Annotated in this window: 16 protein-coding genes; 9 read left to right on the top strand and 7 right to left on the bottom strand. The window is 72.5% G+C overall.

Annotation, left to right across the window (positions count from 1 at the left end):
• Positions 1-87: 87 nt before the first annotated feature.
• Complete coding sequence (locus ACFVU3_RS01215; RefSeq protein ID WP_390062589.1) at positions 88-1,113, top strand: glycoside hydrolase family 6 protein; 1,026 nt, start codon at positions 88-90, stop codon at positions 1,111-1,113.
• Positions 1,114-1,120: 7 nt separating this feature from the next.
• Here ACFVU3_RS01215 and ACFVU3_RS01210 read toward each other — a convergent pair whose 3' ends face one another.
• The 5 genes from ACFVU3_RS01210 to ACFVU3_RS01190 all read right to left on the bottom strand — a co-directional run bounded on the left by ACFVU3_RS01210 (position 1,121) and on the right by ACFVU3_RS01190 (position 6,587).
• Entirely contained in the window at positions 1,121-3,088 is a 1,968-nt protein-coding gene (locus ACFVU3_RS01210) for a galactose oxidase-like domain-containing protein (protein ID WP_390062587.1), read from the bottom strand.
• 3 nt (positions 3,089-3,091) lie between these two features.
• The gene (locus ACFVU3_RS01205; protein ID WP_390062586.1) at positions 3,092-4,921 is read right to left on the bottom strand and encodes a glycosyltransferase family 2 protein; all 1,830 of its coding nucleotides are present in this window, start codon (positions 4,919-4,921) and stop codon (positions 3,092-3,094) included.
• A gap of 91 nt (positions 4,922-5,012) precedes the next feature.
• Positions 5,013-5,690 (bottom strand): TetR/AcrR family transcriptional regulator, encoded by a 678-nt coding sequence (locus ACFVU3_RS01200; RefSeq protein ID WP_390062584.1) that lies wholly within the window; start codon positions 5,688-5,690, stop codon positions 5,013-5,015.
• A gap of 253 nt (positions 5,691-5,943) precedes the next feature.
• Entirely contained in the window at positions 5,944-6,237 is a 294-nt protein-coding gene (locus ACFVU3_RS01195) for an MTH1187 family thiamine-binding protein (protein WP_390062582.1), read from the bottom strand.
• A complete protein-coding gene (locus ACFVU3_RS01190; protein WP_390062580.1) occupies positions 6,234-6,587 on the bottom strand; it encodes a DUF3817 domain-containing protein in 354 nt (117 codons plus the stop codon). Before ACFVU3_RS01190 ends, ACFVU3_RS01195 begins: the two co-directional genes overlap by 4 nt.
• A gap of 136 nt (positions 6,588-6,723) precedes the next feature.
• On the opposite strand from ACFVU3_RS01190, the gene ACFVU3_RS01185 reads away from it, so the two are divergent.
• The 4 genes from ACFVU3_RS01185 (at position 6,724) to ACFVU3_RS01170 (ending at position 9,394) form a co-directional block, all read left to right on the top strand.
• Positions 6,724-7,362, top strand: a complete 639-nt coding sequence (locus ACFVU3_RS01185) for an AIM24 family protein (protein WP_390062579.1) — start codon at positions 6,724-6,726, stop codon at positions 7,360-7,362.
• A complete protein-coding gene (locus ACFVU3_RS01180) occupies positions 7,362-8,012 on the top strand; it encodes an AIM24 family protein (RefSeq protein WP_390062577.1) in 651 nt (216 codons plus the stop codon). The genes ACFVU3_RS01185 and ACFVU3_RS01180 overlap by 1 nt, the downstream gene beginning before the upstream one ends.
• Positions 8,009-8,794 (top strand): AIM24 family protein, encoded by a 786-nt coding sequence (locus ACFVU3_RS01175; protein ID WP_390062576.1) that lies wholly within the window; start codon positions 8,009-8,011, stop codon positions 8,792-8,794. Before ACFVU3_RS01180 ends, ACFVU3_RS01175 begins: the two co-directional genes overlap by 4 nt.
• Positions 8,795-8,917: 123 nt before the next feature.
• Positions 8,918-9,394 carry a MarR family transcriptional regulator gene (locus ACFVU3_RS01170; protein WP_030492580.1) on the top strand — a complete coding sequence of 159 codons (477 nt, stop codon included), beginning with the start codon at positions 8,918-8,920 and terminating at the stop codon, positions 9,392-9,394.
• Positions 9,395-9,455: 61 nt separating this feature from the next.
• On the opposite strand, the gene meaB is transcribed toward ACFVU3_RS01170, so the two are convergent.
• A complete protein-coding gene (meaB, locus tag ACFVU3_RS01165) occupies positions 9,456-10,412 on the bottom strand; it encodes a methylmalonyl Co-A mutase-associated GTPase MeaB (protein WP_390062574.1) in 957 nt (318 codons plus the stop codon).
• 24 nt (positions 10,413-10,436) lie between these two features.
• A complete protein-coding gene (locus ACFVU3_RS01160) occupies positions 10,437-11,639 on the bottom strand; it encodes an acetyl-CoA C-acetyltransferase (protein WP_390062572.1) in 1,203 nt (400 codons plus the stop codon).
• 137 nt (positions 11,640-11,776) lie between these two features.
• On the opposite strand from ACFVU3_RS01160, the gene mce reads away from it, so the two are divergent.
• From mce to ACFVU3_RS01140, 4 genes are all read left to right on the top strand, one after another.
• Complete coding sequence (gene mce / locus ACFVU3_RS01155; RefSeq protein ID WP_390062570.1) at positions 11,777-12,229, top strand: methylmalonyl-CoA epimerase; 453 nt, start codon at positions 11,777-11,779, stop codon at positions 12,227-12,229.
• 211 nt (positions 12,230-12,440) lie between these two features.
• The gene (gene scy, locus ACFVU3_RS01150; protein ID WP_390063002.1) at positions 12,441-16,733 is read left to right on the top strand and encodes a polarized growth protein Scy; all 4,293 of its coding nucleotides are present in this window, start codon (positions 12,441-12,443) and stop codon (positions 16,731-16,733) included.
• Positions 16,734-16,847: 114 nt separating this feature from the next.
• Positions 16,848-17,783 (top strand): cellulose-binding protein, encoded by a 936-nt coding sequence (locus ACFVU3_RS01145; protein WP_030492585.1) that lies wholly within the window; start codon positions 16,848-16,850, stop codon positions 17,781-17,783.
• Between the two features lie 84 nt (positions 17,784-17,867).
• Entirely contained in the window at positions 17,868-18,875 is a 1,008-nt protein-coding gene (locus ACFVU3_RS01140) for an ABC transporter ATP-binding protein (protein WP_390062568.1), read from the top strand.
• Positions 18,876-18,878: the final 3 nt, after the last annotated feature.

Raw genomic sequence — 18,878 nt, 5'->3', positions numbered from 1 at the left:
CGGCATGCCACGATGGCGCGGTCTGTCCGGTTTCCCCGCGGGCCGACCCATGCCCGCACTCCCCTCGTCGCCGACCCTGGGGGCCGGATGTCCCGCCGCACCACCGCCACCGCCACGCTCGCCCTGCTCAGCGCGCTGCTGCTGACCGCGAGCGGCTGTTCCTCCGACGGGCCCGCCCGCTCCCCCGTCGGGCCGCCGGCCGCGACGAAGGGCTCGGCTCCGGCGCCGACGGGCGGTTCGCCGTTCTGGGTGGATCCGGAGAGCGACGCGGCGAAGCAGGTCCGGAGCTACCAGGCGCAGGGCCGCGCCGACGACGCCCGGGTGCTGAAGCGGATCTCGGAGCAGCCGGTCGCGGACTGGCCGGCCGGGGACGACCCGGTGCCGGAGATCCAGCGGGCGGTGCGCGGGGCGACGGCCGAGGACCGGACGGCGGTCTTCGTGGCGTACAACATCCCGCACCGGGACTGCGGCATGTACTCGGCGGGCGGGGCGCACGACGGGGAGGCGTACCGGGCGTGGGTGGACTCCTTCGCCTCGGCGATCGGGGACGCCTCGGCGGTGGTGGTGCTGGAGCCGGACGCGGTGCCGCACATGGTGGACGGCTGTACGCCGGGGCAGTACCACGAGGAGCGGTCGCGGCTGCTCACGGAGGCGGTCGAGCGGCTGAAGCGGCAGCCGCGGACCCGGGTCTACCTGGACGCGGGGAATCCGGCGTGGATCGACGATCCGGGGAAGCTGGTGGAGCCGCTGCGGCGGGCGGGGATCTCCCGCGCGGACGGCTTCTCGCTGAACGTGTCGAACTTCCAGACCGACGCGGTGGTGCGGGACTTCGGGGCGACGCTGTCGGGGCTGCTCGGCGGGATGCACTTCACCGTCGACACGAGCCGGAACGGGGCCGGCCCCCTCCCGGGGGACCGGGCGGAGGCGTGGTGCAATCCCCCGGGCCGGTCGCTCGGCGTGCCGCCGACGGACCGGACCGGGGACGCGCTGGTGGACGCGTATCTGTGGATCAAGCGCCCCGGGGATTCGGACGGGCCGTGCCGGGGCGGCCCGTCCGCGGGGACCTGGTGGCCGGACTACGCGCTGGGGCTGGCCCGGCGCGCGGAGTCCTGACCGGGCGTCAGTCCCCCTTCACCTGAACCCAGGTGGCCTCGGACGGGATTCCGGCGTCGTCGGTGACGAAGAGCATGTACCAGCCGGGCGGGACGAGGGTGCGGTCCTCGGGGGCGTCCACGGTGACCGTGAGCCCGTCCTTGCCCTTCGCCAGCCCCAGCTCCACCGAGCGCTGTTCGACGTCGGTGGTGTGGGTGACGGCGCTGGGCCGCATCAGCCGGGCCTCGGCGATCCGGCCGGCGTCCTTGGTCCGGAAGGTGGCGCGGCCGTTCCGGTCGAGTTCCCTCGGGCCCTCGCCGAGGGCGGGGCGGTCGGCGCCGGCCCGGTGGAGGTAGGGCGGGGTGAAGACCTCGATGCTCTGTTCGAAGGTGCCGAGCTTGGTGTTGTCCTTGTCGTCGAAGAGCGGGTCGGAGCCGAAGGTGGCGACCCGGCCGTCCGGCAGGAGCAGCGCCTCCGAGTGGTAGTTGCGGCCGACGGTGGGGTCGGCGGCTGCGGCGAAGGCGTTGGCGGCGGGGTCGTAGAACTGGGCCTTGAGGATGTCGCTGCCGCTGCGGCCCCGGTAGTCGCGGGAGCCGCCGGTGGTGAAGACGGTGTCGTCGGGGAGCAGGACGCTGCTGAGGTAGCGGGTGCCCTGCGGGAGGGCGGGGCCGTCCTTGAAGGTCGGGCTGTCGGTGTTCAGGTCGACGATGGAGGTGCGGGCGGTGGACTTGGCGGACTCGCCGACGCCGCCGCCGCCGAGGACCATCACCTTCTGGGCCTGCGCCGGGGGCAGGATCAGGGAGGCGGAGGTCTCCAGCTGGTCGGGGTCGGTGAGGCCGGGCAGGGCGGTGAACCGGTTGGTCCTCAGGTCCCACAGGCCGGGGGCGCGTCCCTTGTCGGCGGGTCCGTAGCCGGCGTTGGAGCCGGTGTAGAGGAGCTTGCCGCCCTTGGTGAGGAAGAGCGAGGGGTAGGTGGGGAAGTAGCGGAAGGGGCCCCTCGTCCACTTCTTGGTCTCGGGGTCGTAGATCTCGTTGTCGCCGGGGACGACGTCGCCGACGTCGTTGAGCCCGGAGACGGCGAGGACCTTGCCGTCCTGGAGGCCGACCAGGGTCGGGTACCAGCGGGCGTCCTTCATGGGGGCGACCGGGATGTACTTCTCCGCAACGGGGTCGAACTCGTAGGCGGCCCTGATGCCCTGGAAGTCCTGCTTCTCGGTGGTGAGCTTCTGGGCGAGGCCGTAGACGTTGTCGGCCTGCTTGCCCTTGAGGCCGACGATCTCGTACTGGGCGGCCTGGGTCGTGAGGCCCTGCGGGCCCTCCTCGACGGCCTCGACGAAGACCCGGGCCTCGGCCGCGGTCACCTTCGTCCTCCACGGCTTCATCTGACCGCTCGTGAAGTACGAGATCTCGAACTCGCGCTTCGCCTTGGGCACGGTGACATCGGTGGTGGTGACGTACTCGACGCCGGACGGGGAGCGGAAGACGGTGCCCTTCTTCAGGGTGACGGCCTTGTCGGGGCTCTCGTTCTTCACCCGCATCCCGCCGCCGGCCTTCTTCACCCCGCCGTCGAGGACCTCGTAGCGGGCGGTGCCGCCGGCCACCAGGAGCCGTCCGTCGGGGAGCTGGCTGTGGCCGGCGCAGAAGAAGTCCTCGGGGGTGGGGACCTTCTTGAAGGTGTTCTTCACCGGGTCCCACAGGACGGTGTCGAAGGTGCCGGCGTCGAAGTTCTTCTGGTTGTTGCCGGAGCCGGCGATCAGCAGCACCTTGCCGGTGTGCAGGAGGGCGGCGTGGATGGCGTTGATCCGGGCCCCGTCGGGGACGGAGACGGCGCCCCAGGAGCCGTACTTCTTCTTGTAGCCCGGCTGGGCGATCTTGTAGGCGTGGTACTTCTCCGAGGCGAAGGAGACGGCGGCGGGCGCGTTGAGGGCCGCGAGGACGAGGACGGCGCCGCTGCCGAGCAGGGTCTTCTTGAACTTCTTGGACGGCCGGTAGGCCATGGCTCAGTTCCCTCCGGTCGTCGTGGTCGCGGGCGGGTTCGGGGGCAGGGGCGGGAGCTGCGGCAGCGGCGGTACGGTGCGCAGCTCGATCCCCGTCCGGGCGAGGGCGAGGCGGCGGTCGCGGGTCCGGGCGCGGGCCCGGTCGCGGACCGTGCGGGCGCGGCGGTCCCGCAGCAGGGTCCAGGCCCAGACGGTGACCGGGGCGAGCGCGATGACGAGGGCGAGGACCGCCCAGGTGCGCATGGCCGCGTGGGTGTGGTCGAAGCGGGCCGAGGCCACCAGGGAGGCGACGAGGACGGCCGCCCAGAAGAGGTGGATGCGGAAGGTGAGGAGCCGGTCGGGGCTGGCGGCGCCGCCCTTGGGGGTGACGACGAAGCGCCCGTGGGTGCGCAGCGCCGCGGAGCCGAGGGAGGTGAGGTAGACGGGCGCGGAGAGCGCGGACATCATCATGCCGGCGAGGCCGCCGGAGCCCTCGGGTTCGTGCGGGGAGACGTTGTGGCGGCGGTTCCAGAGGTAGAGGCCGATCTGGAGGGCGACGGCGTCGCTGTAGATCATGAGCCAGACCTGGGAGGAGACCTGGGTGCCGGAGGCGCCGAGCCACAGGTAGAGGACGCAGCTGAGGATGCCGAGCAGCCAGTTGACGGCCGTCATGGGGTAGTAGACGAGCATGAGCGTGTAGTGGAGGAGGCGGCCGGGCGGCATGCTGAACGGCGCCTTCCAGTACTGCTTGAGGATCGTCTCGTAGGTGCCGCGGGACCAGCGGAGCTGCTGGCTGAAGAAGTCGGTCCAGGAGGCGGGACCCTCGCCGACGGCGAGGACGTCGGGGGTGTAGACCGAGCGCCAGCGCCGGCCGGTGGCCGGGTTCTTGCGGCGGTGCAGTTCGAAGCCGGTGGCCATGTCCTCGGTGATGGAGTCGTACAGGCCGCCCGCCTGCTTCAGGGCGGCGATCCTGACGACGTTGTTGGTGCCGACGAACATGGGGGCGCGGTAGCGGTTCCCGGCGCGCTGGATGAGGGCGTGGAAGAGGAACTGCTGGGACTCGGCGGCCTTGGTGACGGCGCCGGTGTAGTTGCCGTAGACCTGCGGTCCGACGACGAAGGCGACGTCGGGGTCGCGGAAGTAGCCGAGCATCCGCTCCAGGAAGCCGGGGAGCGGGACGTGGTCGGTGTCGACCGAGGCGAAGTACGCGTAGGCGTCGCCGTGCAGGGCGAGCCAGGCGTTGTAGTTGCCGTGCTTGGTCCTCGCCCTGTGCGGGCCCTTCCGGCGGTTCCACTCGGGCACGCCGGCGCGGGTGAAGTGGCGGACGCCGAGTTCGGCGCAGAGGGCCTTGGCCTCGTCGGAGTCGCCCTCGTCGAGGAGCCAGACGTGCAGGGTGCCGTCGTGCCGCAGGCGGACGGCGGCCTCCAGGGTGGCGCGCACCATGGCGAGGGGTTCCTTGCCGGGCACGTACGTGGTGAGGAAGGCGACCCGGGTGCCCCGCTCGGGGTACACCGGGACGGGGTCGCGGGCGACCATGGTGGCGTGGGCGATCGAGGAGACGTTCACCAGCATGAAGAGGCAGATGAGGCCGATCGACACGAGCATCACCGTGTCGTACGGCACGCGCCAGGTGTCGTCGCCCTCGCGGACGGTCCAGTGGCTGGGCCAGACCAGGTAGGCCAGCAGCACCGCGGAGAGCAGCGGGGCGAGGGCCATCAGGAGGACGGCTCGTATTCGGTGCGGTTCCTTCGCGAGCAGACTCGTGTACTGCACCTGGTAGTCCGCCGTGCCCGGTTCCGTGAGGGGACCGGCGAGCCGGCTGTAGGTGTCGTAGTCGTAGCCTCCCGGCCGCACGGTGCCTCCAGCTGTCGTCGATCGGGTCGATGTCCCCACGAAAAGGGACACCATCCGGCGTGTCGACTGGAGTACTCCGAGTGAGGGTTTTCTAGCGCCCGCGTCCACCCGATCGACGCAGCGTGTACGCGACCGCCTTCCGGGCCACCGGGTTCAGCTCCTCCACGGCGGCGAGCAGCGCGCCGAGCTGCTCCAGGGCGGTGAGCGCGGCCTCGGCGCCGTCCGGGTCGACGCCCTCGTAGAGTTCGAGCCCGACGAAGGAGGCGGCGACGGCCCGGGCCAGCCCGGCGGGGTCGGTGAAGCCGTCCAGCGGGGAGCCGGCGAGCACCCGCCGGAGCACCTGCTCGATCTCCTCGATCCACAGGTCGAGCCCGGCGGCGGTGGCGGGGGCGAGCCGGGGGTGGCTCTGGGCTCCGGCGAGCAGCTGGGCGAGGACGGCGACGTGTCCGGCGTCCCGCTCCTCGTCGTGCATCCCGCGGCCGAAGGCGAGCAGCTCGTTGAGGCTGGTGACGGACTGGAGCCGGTCGCGGTGGCGGGCCACCCGCTGTTCGGCGCCGCGCCGGCAGGCGGCCGCGAGCAAGTCGTCGACGGAGCCGAAGTGGTAGAAGACCAGCGCCTGGTTGACGCCCGCGGCGGCGGCGACGGACCGGGCGGAGGTTCCGGCGATCCCGTGCTCGACCAGCGACCGCAGGGCCCCGTCGAGCAGCTTCTCGCGGGTCTCCCGCCCCTTGGCGTCCTGCGCCCCCCGCGCCTTCTCTTCCCGGCTCACGCCCGCCCCTCCTCGCCTACGGGTCCCACCCCCGGCGCACGTCCGGCCGCCGCCGGCCCGGTGGCGCTCCCCCGCGGAGACACCGGTGCCGGCGACGGCCGGGAACGGGAACACGCTGTGGATCCCCACGACCGTTCCCCCGTCTTGAGCGACTGCTCAAGGAGGACGTTAACCGATGTCGATCATTCGCTCAAAGCCCCCCGGGCAGCGAGAAGCCCCCGGCGGACGCCGGGGGCTCGGGCGGGGCCGCCGCTCAGGCGCCCAGGTGGCGCTCCACCGTCGCGACCTTGGCGGTGAGGCCGTCGGTGACGCCAGGCCGGATGTCGGCCTTGAGGACGACGGAGACGCGCGGGGCGCGCGCCTCGACGGCGGCGACGGCCCGCTTCACCACGTCCATCACCTCGTCCCACTCCCCCTCGACGCTGGTGAACATCGCGTCGGTGCGGTTCGGCAGGCCGGACTCGCGGACCACGCGGACGGCGTCGGCGACGTACTCGCCGACCTCCTCGCCCACACCGAGCGGGGTGACCGAGAACGCGACGATCACGCCTTCACCGCGCCCTCGGCGGCCTCGGCCCGGGCGCGGGAGGCGATGACGGCCGCGTCGGCCTCGGCCTTCAGCTTGCGGTCGGCGAAGAAGCCGCCGAAGGGCACGACGGAGAGCGCGAAGTAGAGGGCGGCGGTGCCGAGGCCCCACTTGGTGCGGTTCCAGGCGTCCAGCCAGAAGAGCACGTAGAGGACGAAGAGCACACCGTGGACGGCACCCATCACCGGCACCGCGTTGAAGTCCGTGGTCCGCTTGAGCACCGAGCAGACCAGCAGGAGCAGGAACGAGACGGCCTCGGGCGCGGAGACGAGCCGGAGGCGGTGGAGCGAGGAAGCGGTCTTGAGGTCCACGGAGGGGTCACCTTCGTTCGAGCCGATGAGCGAGCTGCCGAGCGCGATCTTGTGAACGGATGCACAAGGGTGGGCGGATCCATTGTGCACGCCGACTTTGCTGTCTCTTTATCCGGGTCCCCGCTACCTTCAGCCCGTGGCTACGTTCCGACTCCAGGGCAGCAAGGTGCTCGCCGTGACGATGACCGGCGACGCCGTCAAGGCGAAGAACGGCTCGATGGTCGCCTACGACGGACAGATGGCGTTCAAGAAGATGAGCGGCGGCGGGGAGGGCCTGCGCGGCATGGTCACCCGGCGGCTGACGGGCGAACAGATGGAGGTGATGGAGGTCAAGGGCCAGGGGACCTGCTGGTTCGCCGACCGGGCCTCCGAGATCAACCTCGTCCAGCTGCACGGCGACAAGCTGTGGGTGGAGGCGAGCAACCTGCTCTGCGCCGACGCGGGGCTGCGCACCGGCACCACCTTCACGGGCCTGCGCGGCGGCGCGACCGGCAACGGCCTCTTCACCACCACGGTGGAGGGCACCGGGCAGGCGGCGATCATGTCCGACGGCCCGGCGACGGTGCTCCGGGTGACCCCGCAGTACCCGCTGTCGGTCGACCCCGGCGCGTACGTCGCCCACCAGGGCGACCTCCAGCAGCACTTCCAGTCGGGTGTGACCTTCCGCACCCTGCTCGGCGAGGGCGGCGGCGAGGCGTTCCAGATCCGCTTCGAGGGCGACGGGCTGGTCTACGTGCAGCCGAGCGAGCGCAACACGATCGGGGGGGGCGTCTAGTGCCGTTCCGTGAGATCAACTCCAAGATGATCGAGGCGACCGTGATCCCCGGGCAGCGCCTCTTCAGCCAGCGCGGCGCCATGCTGGCGTACCGCGGGGACGTCACGTTCACGCCGAACGTCTCCGGCGGGCAGGGCGGCCTGATGTCGATGATCGGCCGCCGGGTGGCGGGCGAGGCGACGCCGCTGATGACCGTCGAGGGCAGCGGCACGGTGCTGTTCGGGCACGGCGGCCACCACATCCAGGTGATCGCGCTGACCGGCGACACCCTCTACGTGGAGGCGGACCGGCTGCTCGCCTTCGACGGCACCCTGGAGCAGGGCACGATGTTCATGGGCTCGCAGGGCGGCGTCATGGGCATGGTCCGCGGCCAGGTGACCGGGCAGGGCCTCTTCACCACCACCCTCAAGGGCCACGGCTCGGTGGCGGTCATGGCGCACGGCGGGGTGATCGAGCTGCCGATCGCGCCGGGCCGCCCGGTCCACGTCGACCCGCAGGCGTACGTGGCCCACCACGGCGACGTGCGGAACAAGCTCTCGGCCGCGCTGGGCTGGCGGGACATGGTGGGCCGCGGCTCGGGCGAGGCGTTCCAGCTGGAGCTGAGCGGCAGCGGTGCGGTGTACGTCCAGGCGTCGGAGGAGAAGCTGTGAGCACCCCTGTCATCCACGACCCGCACACCCTGCCGTCGGACGACAACGTCAACGCGTACACCTTCTGCGTCGAGCTGAAGGGCTCCCCCTGGTTCCTCCAGAAGGGGAAGATGATCGCCTACTACGGGCGGATCGAGTTCAACGGCATCGGGCACGGCCGGCTCGACCGGCTGGTGCGGACCGCCTTCCACTCGCCGCTGCACGCGAGCGACTGGGTGGTGGCCGAGGGCACCGGCAAGATGCTGCTGGCGGACCGGGCCTTCGACGTGAACTCGTACGACCTGGACGAGGGCAATCTGACGATCCGCTCGGGGAACCTGCTGGCCTACCAGCCGACGCTGGCGCTGAAGCAGTCGATCGTGCCGGGGTTCGTGACGCTGATCGGCACCGGAAAGTTCGTCGCCGCGTCCAACGGGCCGGTGGTCTTCATGGAGCCGCCGCTGCGGGTGGACCCGCAGGCGCTGGTCGGCTGGGCGGACTGCCCCTCCCCCTGTCACCATTACGACCACGCCTACCTGACGGGCGTGATGGGCGGCGTACGGGCCCTGACCGGCATCGGGGGCTCCTCGGGCGAGGAGCACCAGTTCGAGTTCGTGGGCGCGGGCACGGTGCTGCTCCAGTCGACGGAGCTGCTGATGGCCGACCGGAACACCGGCGGACCGCCGGCCCAGGCCGGGGTGCCGGGCGGGCACGGTGCGCACGGTTCCGGCCAGGCGGCGCAGGGGGCGGTGCCGCGCCTTCCCGGCCAGCTCGGTGACCTGCAGCGACGCTTCGGGCTGTGAGCGGTAGTCTGCGGAGCGTGACGCCTCGAACGGCCGCGCGGGGACCGCGGCCGGTCCGGCGGGTGCCGAGCGTCACCCCGCAGATTTCGTCAAGTATTCAACTTCTTAGGTAGAATCCACATCATGGACACCGAGACGGCCACACCCTGGCTCACCGACGCCGAGCAGTGCGCGTGGCGCACCTTCCTCGACGTCCAGAGAATGCTGACGCATCAGCTGGAGCGCGACCTCCAGCCCTTCGGCCTGACGATGAACGACTACGAGATCCTCGTCAACCTCTCGGAGTCCGCCGACCGCAGGCTCCGCATGAGCGACCTCGCGGCCGCCACCCTCCAGTCCAAGAGCCGCCTCTCCCACCAGATCACCCGGATGGAGAACGCCGGCCTGGTGGAGCGGGTCAACTGCGAGTCCGACCGGCGCGGCCTCTACGCCGTCCTCACCGACCACGGCATGGAGACCATGCGCAAGGTCGCCCCGCACCACGTGGAGTCCGTCCGCGACCACTTCATCGACCGGCTCACCCCGGAGGCGCTCGGCGACCTCCACGAGTCGCTGAAGCCGGTCGCCGAACGGCTCCGCGGCAAGCGCGGGAAGCCGTGACCTGACAGAGATGCGCCGAAGGGCCTCCCCGGACGGGGAGGCCCTTCGGCGTTCCGGCCGCTCAGTTCCCGGTCAGGCTCGCCAGGAGCTCGTCGGAGGCCGCGTACGGGTCGAGCGCGCCGGTCGCGATCCGCTCGGCCAGCGCGTCGAGCCGCCGGTCCCCGTGCAGGTCGCCGATCCGCTCGCGCAGCGCCGTGATGGTGATGGTCTCCACCTCGCGGGCCGCACGGGCCCGCCGGCGCTCCGCCAGGACCCCGTGCTCCTCCATCCAGGCCCGGTGCTTCTCCAGGGCCTCCACGACCTCGTCGACGCCCTCGCCGCGCGCCGCCACCGTCTTCACGATCGGCGGCCGCCAGTCGCCCGGCCCGCGGGCCTCGCCGAGGCCCAGCATGTGGTTGAGCTCGCGCGCGGTGGCGTCGGCGCCGTCCCGGTCCGCCTTGTTGACCACGTACACGTCGCCGATCTCCAGGATGCCCGCCTTGGCGGCCTGGATCCCGTCACCCATGCCCGGGGCCAGCAGCACCACGGAGGTGTCGGCCTGCCCGGCGATCTCCACCTCGGACTGGCCGACGCCGACGGTCTCCACCAGGACCACGTCGCAGCCGGCCGCGTCGAGGACGCGGATGGCCTGCGGGGCGGCCCAGGCGAGGCCGCCCAGGTGCCCCCGGGTGGCCATCGAGCGGATGTAGACGCCGGGGTCGGAGGCGTGCTCCGACATCCGCACCCGGTCGCCGAGGAGCGCACCGCCGCTGAACGGCGAGGACGGGTCGACGGCGAGCACGCCGACCCGCTTGCCGGCCCGGCGGTACGCGCTCACCAGCGCCGAGGTCGACGTGGACTTGCCGACCCCGGGCGAGCCGGTCAGGCCCACCACGTAGGCGTTCCCGGTGAGCGGGGCCAGCGCCGCCATCACCTGGCGCAGCTGCGGGGACGCCCCCTCCACCAGCGAGATGAGCCGGGCCACGGCGCGCGGCCGGCCCTCCCGGGCCTGGGCGACCAGAGCGGGGACGTCCACCATGCTGCGTTCTCCTGTCGGAAGTGCTTACTTGCCGGCCACGCGGATGATCAGCGCGTCGCCCTGACCGCCGCCGCCGCAGAGCGCGGCCGCGCCGATGCCGCCGCCGCGCCGCTTGAGCTCCAGGGCGAGGTGGAGCACCACACGGGCGCCGGACATGCCGATCGGGTGGCCGAGCGCGATGGCGCCGCCGTTGACGTTCACCTTTTCCGGGGACACGCCGAGGTCCTTCATGGACTGTACGGCGACCGCGGCGAACGCCTCGTTGATCTCGATCAGGTCGAGGTCGTCGACGGACAGGCCGTCCTTCTTCAGGGCGTGCCGGATGGCGTTGGACGGCTGCGACTGGAGCGAGTTGTCCGGGCCGGCCACGTTGCCGTGGGCGCCGATCTCGGCGATCCACTCCAGGCCCAGCTCCTCCGCCTTGGCCTTGCTCATCACGACCACGGCGGCGGCGCCGTCGGAGATCTGCGAGGAGGTGCCGGCGGTGATGGTGCCGTCCTTGGCGAAGGCCGGGCGGAGCTTGCCGAGGGACTCGACGGTGGTCTCGGCGCGGACGCCCTCGTCCTTGGCGAAGATCACCGGGTCGCCCTTGCGCTGCGGGATCTCGACCGGGGTGATCTCGGCCTCGAAGACGCCGTTCTTCTGGGCGGCGGCGGCGCGCTGGTGCGAGAGGGCGGCGATCTCGTCCTGCGAGGCGCGGTCGATGCCGAGGCGGGTGTTGTGCTTCTCGGTCGACTCGCCCATCGCGATGTTCTCGAAGGCGTCGGTGAGGCCGTCGTACGCCATCGCGTCGAGCATCTCGATCGCGCCGTACTTGAAGCCCTCGCGGGACTTCGGGAGCAGGTGGGGGGCGTTGGTCATCGACTCCTGGCCGCCGGCGACGACGATGTCGAACTCACCGGCGCGGATCAGCTGGTCGGCCAGCGCGATGGCGTCCAGGCCCGACAGACACACCTTGTTGATGGTGAGGGCGGGGACGTTCATCGGGATGCCGGCCTTGACGGCGGCCTGGCGGGCGGGGATCTGACCGGCGCCCGCCTGGAGCACCTGGCCCATGATCACGTACTGCACCTGGTCGCCGCCGATGCCGGCCCGGTCCAGGGCGGCCTTGATGGCGAAGCCGCCGAGGTCGGCGCCCGAGAAGGACTTGAGCGAGCCGAGCAGGCGACCCATGGGCGTGCGGGCGCCCGCGACGATCACTGAGGTGGTACCGGTCGTTCCAGACATGAGGCACGGCCCCTTGGGATGAGGAGTGAACGAGGGTTTACCGCCAATGTACTGAGCGGTGCGGCGCCGGGTCACCGGCCTGCCGGTGTGACGGCGCGCACGTTGCGTAACCATCCCGGCGGGGGTGCACTGGAGCCATGCTGACGCGTATCGACCACATCGGGATCGCCTGCTTCGACCTGGACAGGACCGTCGAGTTCTACCGTGCCACGTACGGCTTCGAGGTCTACCACTCCGAGGTCAACGAGGAGCAGGGCGTCCGCGAGGCCATGCTGAGGATCAACGCCACCGACGACGGCGGCGCCTCCTACCTCCAGCTCCTGGAGCCCACCCGCGAGGACTCCGCGGTGGGCAAGTGGCTGGCCAAGAACGGCGAGGGCGTCCACCACATCGCCTTCGGCACCGCCGACGTCGACGGGGACGCCGAGGCCATCCGCGGCAAGGGCGTCCGGGTCCTCTACAACGAGCCCCGGATCGGCTCCATGGGCTCCCGGATCACCTTCCTCCACCCCAAGGACTGCCACGGCGTCCTGACCGAACTCGTCACCTCCGCACCCCCTTCCGCTGACCACTCCTCAGCGGAGCACTGACCTCCGTATTCCCGGCCCGGTAGAGTGGGCGACTCCGGGCCGGGGCCGGTCGGGGCCGCTTCGCGCGGCGCCGAAGTCGGGATGTCGGGGTCGTCCGATCTGCCACGATTCCCCGGGGGGCCGTTCTGTCGGGTGAACGGTCTCGTCGGAATGTTGCGACCAGGTTGGGGTCTCCCCTGCTCGCAGAGCTCGGGGAAGGATGGACCGCGCAGTGCGGGGCTACGAACGCCAGGAGAGCCACCGAGCTGAAGACGACCATCTCTCGCGGTTCGAAGCCGAGATGGACCGGCTGAAGAAGGAACGCGAGAAGGCCGTCCAGCACGCCGAGGACCTCGGGTACCAGGTCGAGGTCTTGCGTGCCAAGCTCCACGAGGCCCGGCGCACCATCGCGTCCCGGCCCGCCTACGACAGCGCGGACATCGGCTACCAGGCCGAGCAGCTGCTGCGGAACGCGCAGGCGCAGGCCGAACAGCTCCGCCAGGACGCCGAGCGGGAGCTGCGCGAGGCCCGGGCGCAGACCCAGCGGATCCTCCAGGAGCACGCCGAGCACCAGGCGCGCCTCCAGGCCGAGCTGCACACCGAGGCCGTGCAGCGCCGCCAGCAGCTCGACCAGGAGCTGAACGAGCGCCGCCAGACCGTCGAGGCCCACGTCAACGAGAACGTGGCCTGGGCCGAGCAGCTCCGCGCCCGCACCGAGTCCCAGGCCCGCCGCCTGATGGAGGAGGCCCGCGCCGAGGCCGAGCAGTCGCTCACCGCCGCCCGCACCGAGGCCACCCGCGTCACCGAGGAGACCGGCCGCCGCGTCGGCGCCGAGGCGGAGGCCGCCCGCGCCGAGGCCGAAGCGATTCTGCTGCGCGCCCGCAAGGACGCCGAGCGGCTGATGACGGCCGCCTCCACCCAGGCCCAGGAGGCCACCGGTCACGCCGAGCAGCTGCGGACCACCGCCGTCGCCGAGACCGACCAGGCCCGCCGCCAGGCCACCGAACTCTCCCGCGCCGCCGAACAGCGGATGCAGGAGGCCGACGAGAAGCTGCGGCAGGCCCGCGCCGAGGCCGACAAGGCGCTCGCGGAGGCCAAGGAGTCCGCCGCCAAGACCCTCGCCTCCGCCGACTCCGTCAACGAGCAGCGCACCCGTACCGCCAAGTCCGAGATCGCCCGCCTCGTGGGCGAGGCGACCGAGAAGGCGGAGCAGCTCAAGGCCGAGGCCGAGGAGAAGCTCCGCGAGGCGACCGCCCACTCCGAGAAGCTGGTCGCCGAGGCCACCGAGAAGGCCCGCACCGCCGCGGCGGAGGACTCGGCGGCGGCGCTGGCCAAGGCCGCCCGCAGCGCCGAGGAGGTCCTCAGCAAGGCGTCCGAGGACGCCGCCGAGACCACCCGCAAGGCGTCCGAGGAGGCCGAGCGGATCCGCCGCGAGGCCGAGACCGAGGCCGACCGGCTGCGCTCCCGCGCCGAGGAGCAGGCCGACGAGCTGCTCGGCTCGGCGAAGGACGACACCAAGGAGTACCGGGCCAAGACCGTCGAGCTCCAGGAGGAGGCCCGGCGGCTGCGCGGCGAGGCCGAGCAGCTGCGCGCCGAGGCCATCGCCGAGGGCGAGCGGATCCGCGGCGAGGCCCGCCGCGAGGCCGTCCAGCAGATCGAGGAGGCGGCGAAGACCGCCGAGGAGCTGCTGGCCAAGGCGAAGGCCGACGCCGACGAGCTGCGCACCCACGCCGGCGCGGAGAGCGAGAAGGTCAAGTCGGAGGCGATGGAGCGCGCCCAGACGCTCCGGACCCAGGCCGAGGAGACCCTGGAGCGGACCCGGGCCGAGGCGGAGCGGCTGCGCGCCGAGTCCGAGGAGCAGGCGGAGTCGGTCCGGGAGGCCGCCGAGAAGGCCGCCGAGGGGCTGCGCGCGGACGCCGAGCGGGCCGCCGAGGCCCGTCGCGCCGAGGCCGCCGAGGAGCTGACCCGGCTGCACACCGACGCCGAGGCGAAGGTCGCCGCGGCCGGGCGGGAGCTGACCGACGCCCGTGCGGAGGGCGAGCGGATCCGCCGCGAGGCCGCCGAGGAGACCGAGCGGCTGCGGACCGAGGGCGCCGAGCGGATCCGGACGCTGCGGGAGCAGGCCGAGACCGAGGCCGAGCGGCTGCGGACCGAGGCCGCGGCGGACGCCTCGGCGGCGCGTTCCGAGGCCGAGACGACCGCGCAGCGGCTCACCTCCGAGGCGGAGGCCGAGGCCGAGCGGCTGCGGTCGGAGGCCCAGGAGAACGCCGACCGGGTGCGGGCCGAGGCCGCGGCCGCCGCCGAGCGGGTCGCCGCCGAGGCCGCCGAGGCGCTGGCCGCCGCGCAGGAGGAGGCCGTACGGCGCCGCCGCGAGGCCGAGGAGACCCTGGAGTCGGCGCGTTCCGAGGCCGGCCGGGAGCGCGAGCACGCCCGCGAGCAGTCCGAGGAGCTGCTGGCCGCCGCCCGCAAGCGGGTGGAGGAGGCGCAGGCCGAGGCGCAGCGCCTGGTCGAGGAGGCGGACGCGCGGGCGACCGAGATGGTCGGCGCCGCCTCGCGGGCCGCCCAGGAGGTCCGCGACTCGGTCGCCGGGCTGCGCGAGCAGGCCGAGGAGGAGATCGCCGGGCTGCGCTCGGCCGCGGAGCACGCGGCGGAGCGGACCCGCACCGAGGCGCAGGAGGAGGCGGACCGGGTCCGCGCCGACGCGCACGGGGAGCGGGAGCGGGCGTCCGAGGACGCGGCCCGCACGCGGGCGCGTGCCCAGGAGGAGTCCGAGGCCGCGAAGGCGCTGGCCGAGCGGACGGTCGGGGACGCGATCGCGGAGGCGGAGAAGCTCCGCGCGGACACCGCCGAGTACGCGCAGCGGGTGCGGACCGAGGCGACGGACTCGCTGGCGTCGGCCGAGCAGGACGCTGCCCGTACCCGGGCGGACGCCCGGGACGACGCCAACCGGATCCGTTCGGAGGCGGCCGAGAAGGCCGAGGGCGTGGTCGGCGAGGCGACGGCGGAGGCCGGGCGGATCGCCGCCGAGGCCGAGCTGGTGCTCGACGAGGCCCGGCAGGCCGCCGACAAGCGCCGCCAGGACGCGGCCGAGCAGGCCGACGCCCTGGTCGGCGAGGCGACCTCCGAGGCCGAGCGGATCGGCGCGGAGGCCGCGCAGGTCCTGGACGAGGCCCGGCAGGCCGCGGACAAGCGCCGCCAGGACGCGGCCGAGCAGGCCGACGCCCTCGTCGGCGAGGCGACCTCCGAGGCCGAGCGGATCGCGGCCGAGTCGGCCGAGCTGCGCGAGACCACCGAGCGGGACGCGACCCGGCTGCGGGCCGAGGCCGAGCAGGTCAAGACGGACGGCGAGGCGCACGCCCAGGCGCTGCGGACGGCGGCCCTGGCCGACGCCGAGCAGATCCTGGACGAGGCCCGGCAGGCCGCCGACAAGCGCCGCCAGGACGCGGCCGAGCAGGCGGACGCCCTGGTCGGCGAGGCGACGACGGAGGCGGGCCGGATCACCGACGAGGCCATCGAGCTGGCCGACGCGGTGACCGCCGACGCCCGGACCGAGGCCGAGCGGACCCTGTCCGACGCGGCCGGCGAGGCCGAGCGGCTGCGGGCCGAGGGCGCCGGGGAGCGGGAGTCCGCCCTTCAGGACGCCGAGCGGATCCGTGCGGAGTCGGCGCGGGTCGAGGAGGAAGCCGGGGCGGCGGCCGAGCAGATGCGCTCGGACGCCCGCGCGGAGGCCGACCGGACCCTGGACGAGGCCCGCGAGGCGGGCGCGAAGAAGCGCGCGGACGCCGCCGAGCAGGCCGACCAGCTGGTCGCCAAGGCCCAGGAGGAGGCGCTGCGCGCCACCGCGGAGGCGGAGACGCAGGCGGACACGATGGTCGGCGCGGCCCGCAAGGAGGCCGAGCGGATCGTCGCCGAGGCGACCGTGGAGGGCAACGCGCTGGTGGAGAAGGCGCGGACCGACGCGGACGAGCTCCTGGTCGGGGCGCGGAAGGACGCGACCGACATAAGGGAGCGGGCCGAGGAGCTGCGGGGCCGGATCGAGGGCGAGATCGAGGAGCTGCACGAGCGGGCGCGGCGCGAGTCGGCCGAGCAGATGAAGACGGCCGGCGAGCGGGTCGACAAGCTGGTGAAGGCCGCCGAGGAGCAGCGCGCCGAGGCCGAGGAGAAGGCCAAGGAGATGGTCTCCGAGGCGAGTTCGGAGGCGAGCAAGGTCCGGATCGCGGCCGTGCGGAAGGCGGACGCGCTCCTCAAGGAGGCCGAGCAGAAGAAGAGTTCGCTGGTGTCCGAGGCGGAGCGGATCAAGGCGGAGGCGGAGGCCGAGGCGGAGCGGCTGGTCGAGGAGGGCCGGCGCGACCTGGAGGTCCTGACCCGTCGCCGGACGGACATCAATGCCGAGATCTCCCGTGTCCAGGACGTGCTGGAGGCGTTGGAGTCATTCGAGACTCCGTCGGCGGGGACCAAGGACGGGCTCAAGGCGGGCGCTTCCTCGGGTTCCACTCGTTCGAGTGGCAAGTCCCAGGACGGCTAGCCACTCAAAAGGCTGGACATTCTCCAGATCAAACGGGCATACGCTCGATGACACGCCGCTTCGGCCCCTAGGATTCCCTCTAACACCTCACCGGTCTCATTCGACAGGAACCCCATGAGCGACACTTCCTCCCCCTTCGGCTTCGAGCTCGTGCGGCGTGGTTACGACCGCGGTCAGGTGGACGACCGCATTACCAAGCTCGTCGCCGACCGTGACAGTGCTCTGGCCCGGATCACCTCCCTGGAGAAGCGCATCGAGGAACTCCACCTCGAGACGCAGAACGCCCAGGCGCAGGTGAGCGACGCGGAGCCGTCGTACGCCGGTCTCGGCGCGCGCGTCGAGAAGATCCTCCGTCTCGCCGAGGAGGAGGCGAAGGACCTGCGCGAGGAGGCCCGTCGCGCCGCCGAGCAGCACCGCGAGCTGGCCGAGTCGGCCGCCCAGCAGGTGCGGAACGACGCGGAGTCGTTCGCGGCGGAGCGCAAGGCGAAGGCCGAGGACGAGGGCGTCCGGATCGTCGAGAAGGCGCAGGGCGAGGCGAACTCGCTGCGTGCCGAGGCGCAGAAGGACGCGCAGTCGAAGCGCGAGGAGGCGGACGCCCTCTTCGAGGAGACCCGCGCCAAGGCCGCCCAGGCCGCCGCGGACTTCGAGACCAACCTGGCCAAGCGCCGCGAGCAGTCCGAGCGCGACCTGGCCTCCCGTCAGGCCAAGGCCGAGAAGCGCCTCGCCGAGATCGAGCACCGCGCCGAGCAGCTCCGCCTGGAGGCCGAGAAGCTCCGTACGGACGCCGAGCGCCGGGCCCGCCAGACGGTGGAGACCGCGCAGCGCCAGGCCGAGGACATCGTGGCCGACGCGAACGCCAAGGCCGACCGGATCCGCTCGGAATCGGAGCGCGAGCTCGCCGCCCTGACGAACCGCCGCGACTCCATCAACGCCCAGCTGACCAACGTCCGCGAGATGCTGGCCACGCTGACCGGTGCCGCGGTCGCCGCGGCCGGCTCCCCGCTGGACGAGGAGCGCTCGGCGGGCGTCCCGGCCCAGCAGACCCGGTAAGCCCCGGCGGAGCCGGTAGCGCGTGTTCCCAGCCCCCCGTCACTCCGGTGGCGGGGGGTTTCGCACGCCCTTAGCTTGGTACGCATGATCGAGCTTGACGGACTGACGAAACGGTACGGGTCGAAGACGGCGGTCGATCATCTCTCCTTCCAGGTCCGGCCGGGCATGATCACCGGCTTCCTGGGGCCCAACGGGGCGGGGAAGTCGACCACGATGCGGATGATGCTCGATCTGGACAACCCGACGAGCGGGACGGTGCGGATCGACGGCCGGCACTACCGCGAGCTGGACGAGCCGCTGAAGTACATCGGGGCGCTCCTCGACGCCAAGGCGATGCACGGGGGCCGGTCGGCCTACAACAACCTGCTGTGTCTCGCGCAGTCGAACCGGATCCCGGAGCGCCGGGTCTCCGAGGTGCTGGACCTGGTGGGTCTGACGGCGGTGGCGCGGAAGAAGTCGAAGGGTTTCTCCCTCGGGATGGGGCAGCGGCTCGGCATCGCGTCGGCGCTGCTCGGCGATCCCGAGATCCTGATGTTCGACGAACCCGTCAATGGTCTGGACCCCGAGGGAATTCACTGGATCCGCAATCTGATGAAGTCCCTGGCGGCGGAAGGCAGGACGATCTTCGTCTCCAGCCATCTCATGAGTGAAATGGCGCTGACGGCAGATCATCTGATCGTGATCGGGCAGGGAAAGCTGCTGGCCGACACGTCGATGGCGGATTTCATCCAGCAGAATTCACGGAGTTTCGTCCGGCTGCGCTCTCCGCAGCAGGAACGGCTGCGGGACGTGCTCCAGGCCAACGGATTCGTGGTGGTCGAGGCGGGCAACGGGACCCTGGAGGTCGATGGGGCCACCACCGAGAAGCTGGGCGAGCTGGCGGCGGAGCACCAGCTGACGCTGCACGAGCTGAGCGCCCAGCGCGCCTCCCTGGAGGAGGCGTTCATGCAGATGACGGCGAGCGCGGTGGAGTACCACGCGCACGGCACCGACGTGCACGGCGGCGGGCCGCGGGCCCCCGGCCCCGCGTGGGGCGCGAACTCCGGCTGGGGTCCCGCCCCGGGCTCCGGCTCGACCACCGAGGGGATCTGACAG

The organism is Streptomyces sp. NPDC058052, assembly GCF_042885515.1.
In the GTDB taxonomy this organism is placed as follows: domain Bacteria; phylum Actinomycetota; class Actinomycetes; order Streptomycetales; family Streptomycetaceae; genus Streptomyces.
Note: the sequence above shows the minus strand (reverse complement) of the source record. Positions and strands in the feature narration are given on the sequence as shown.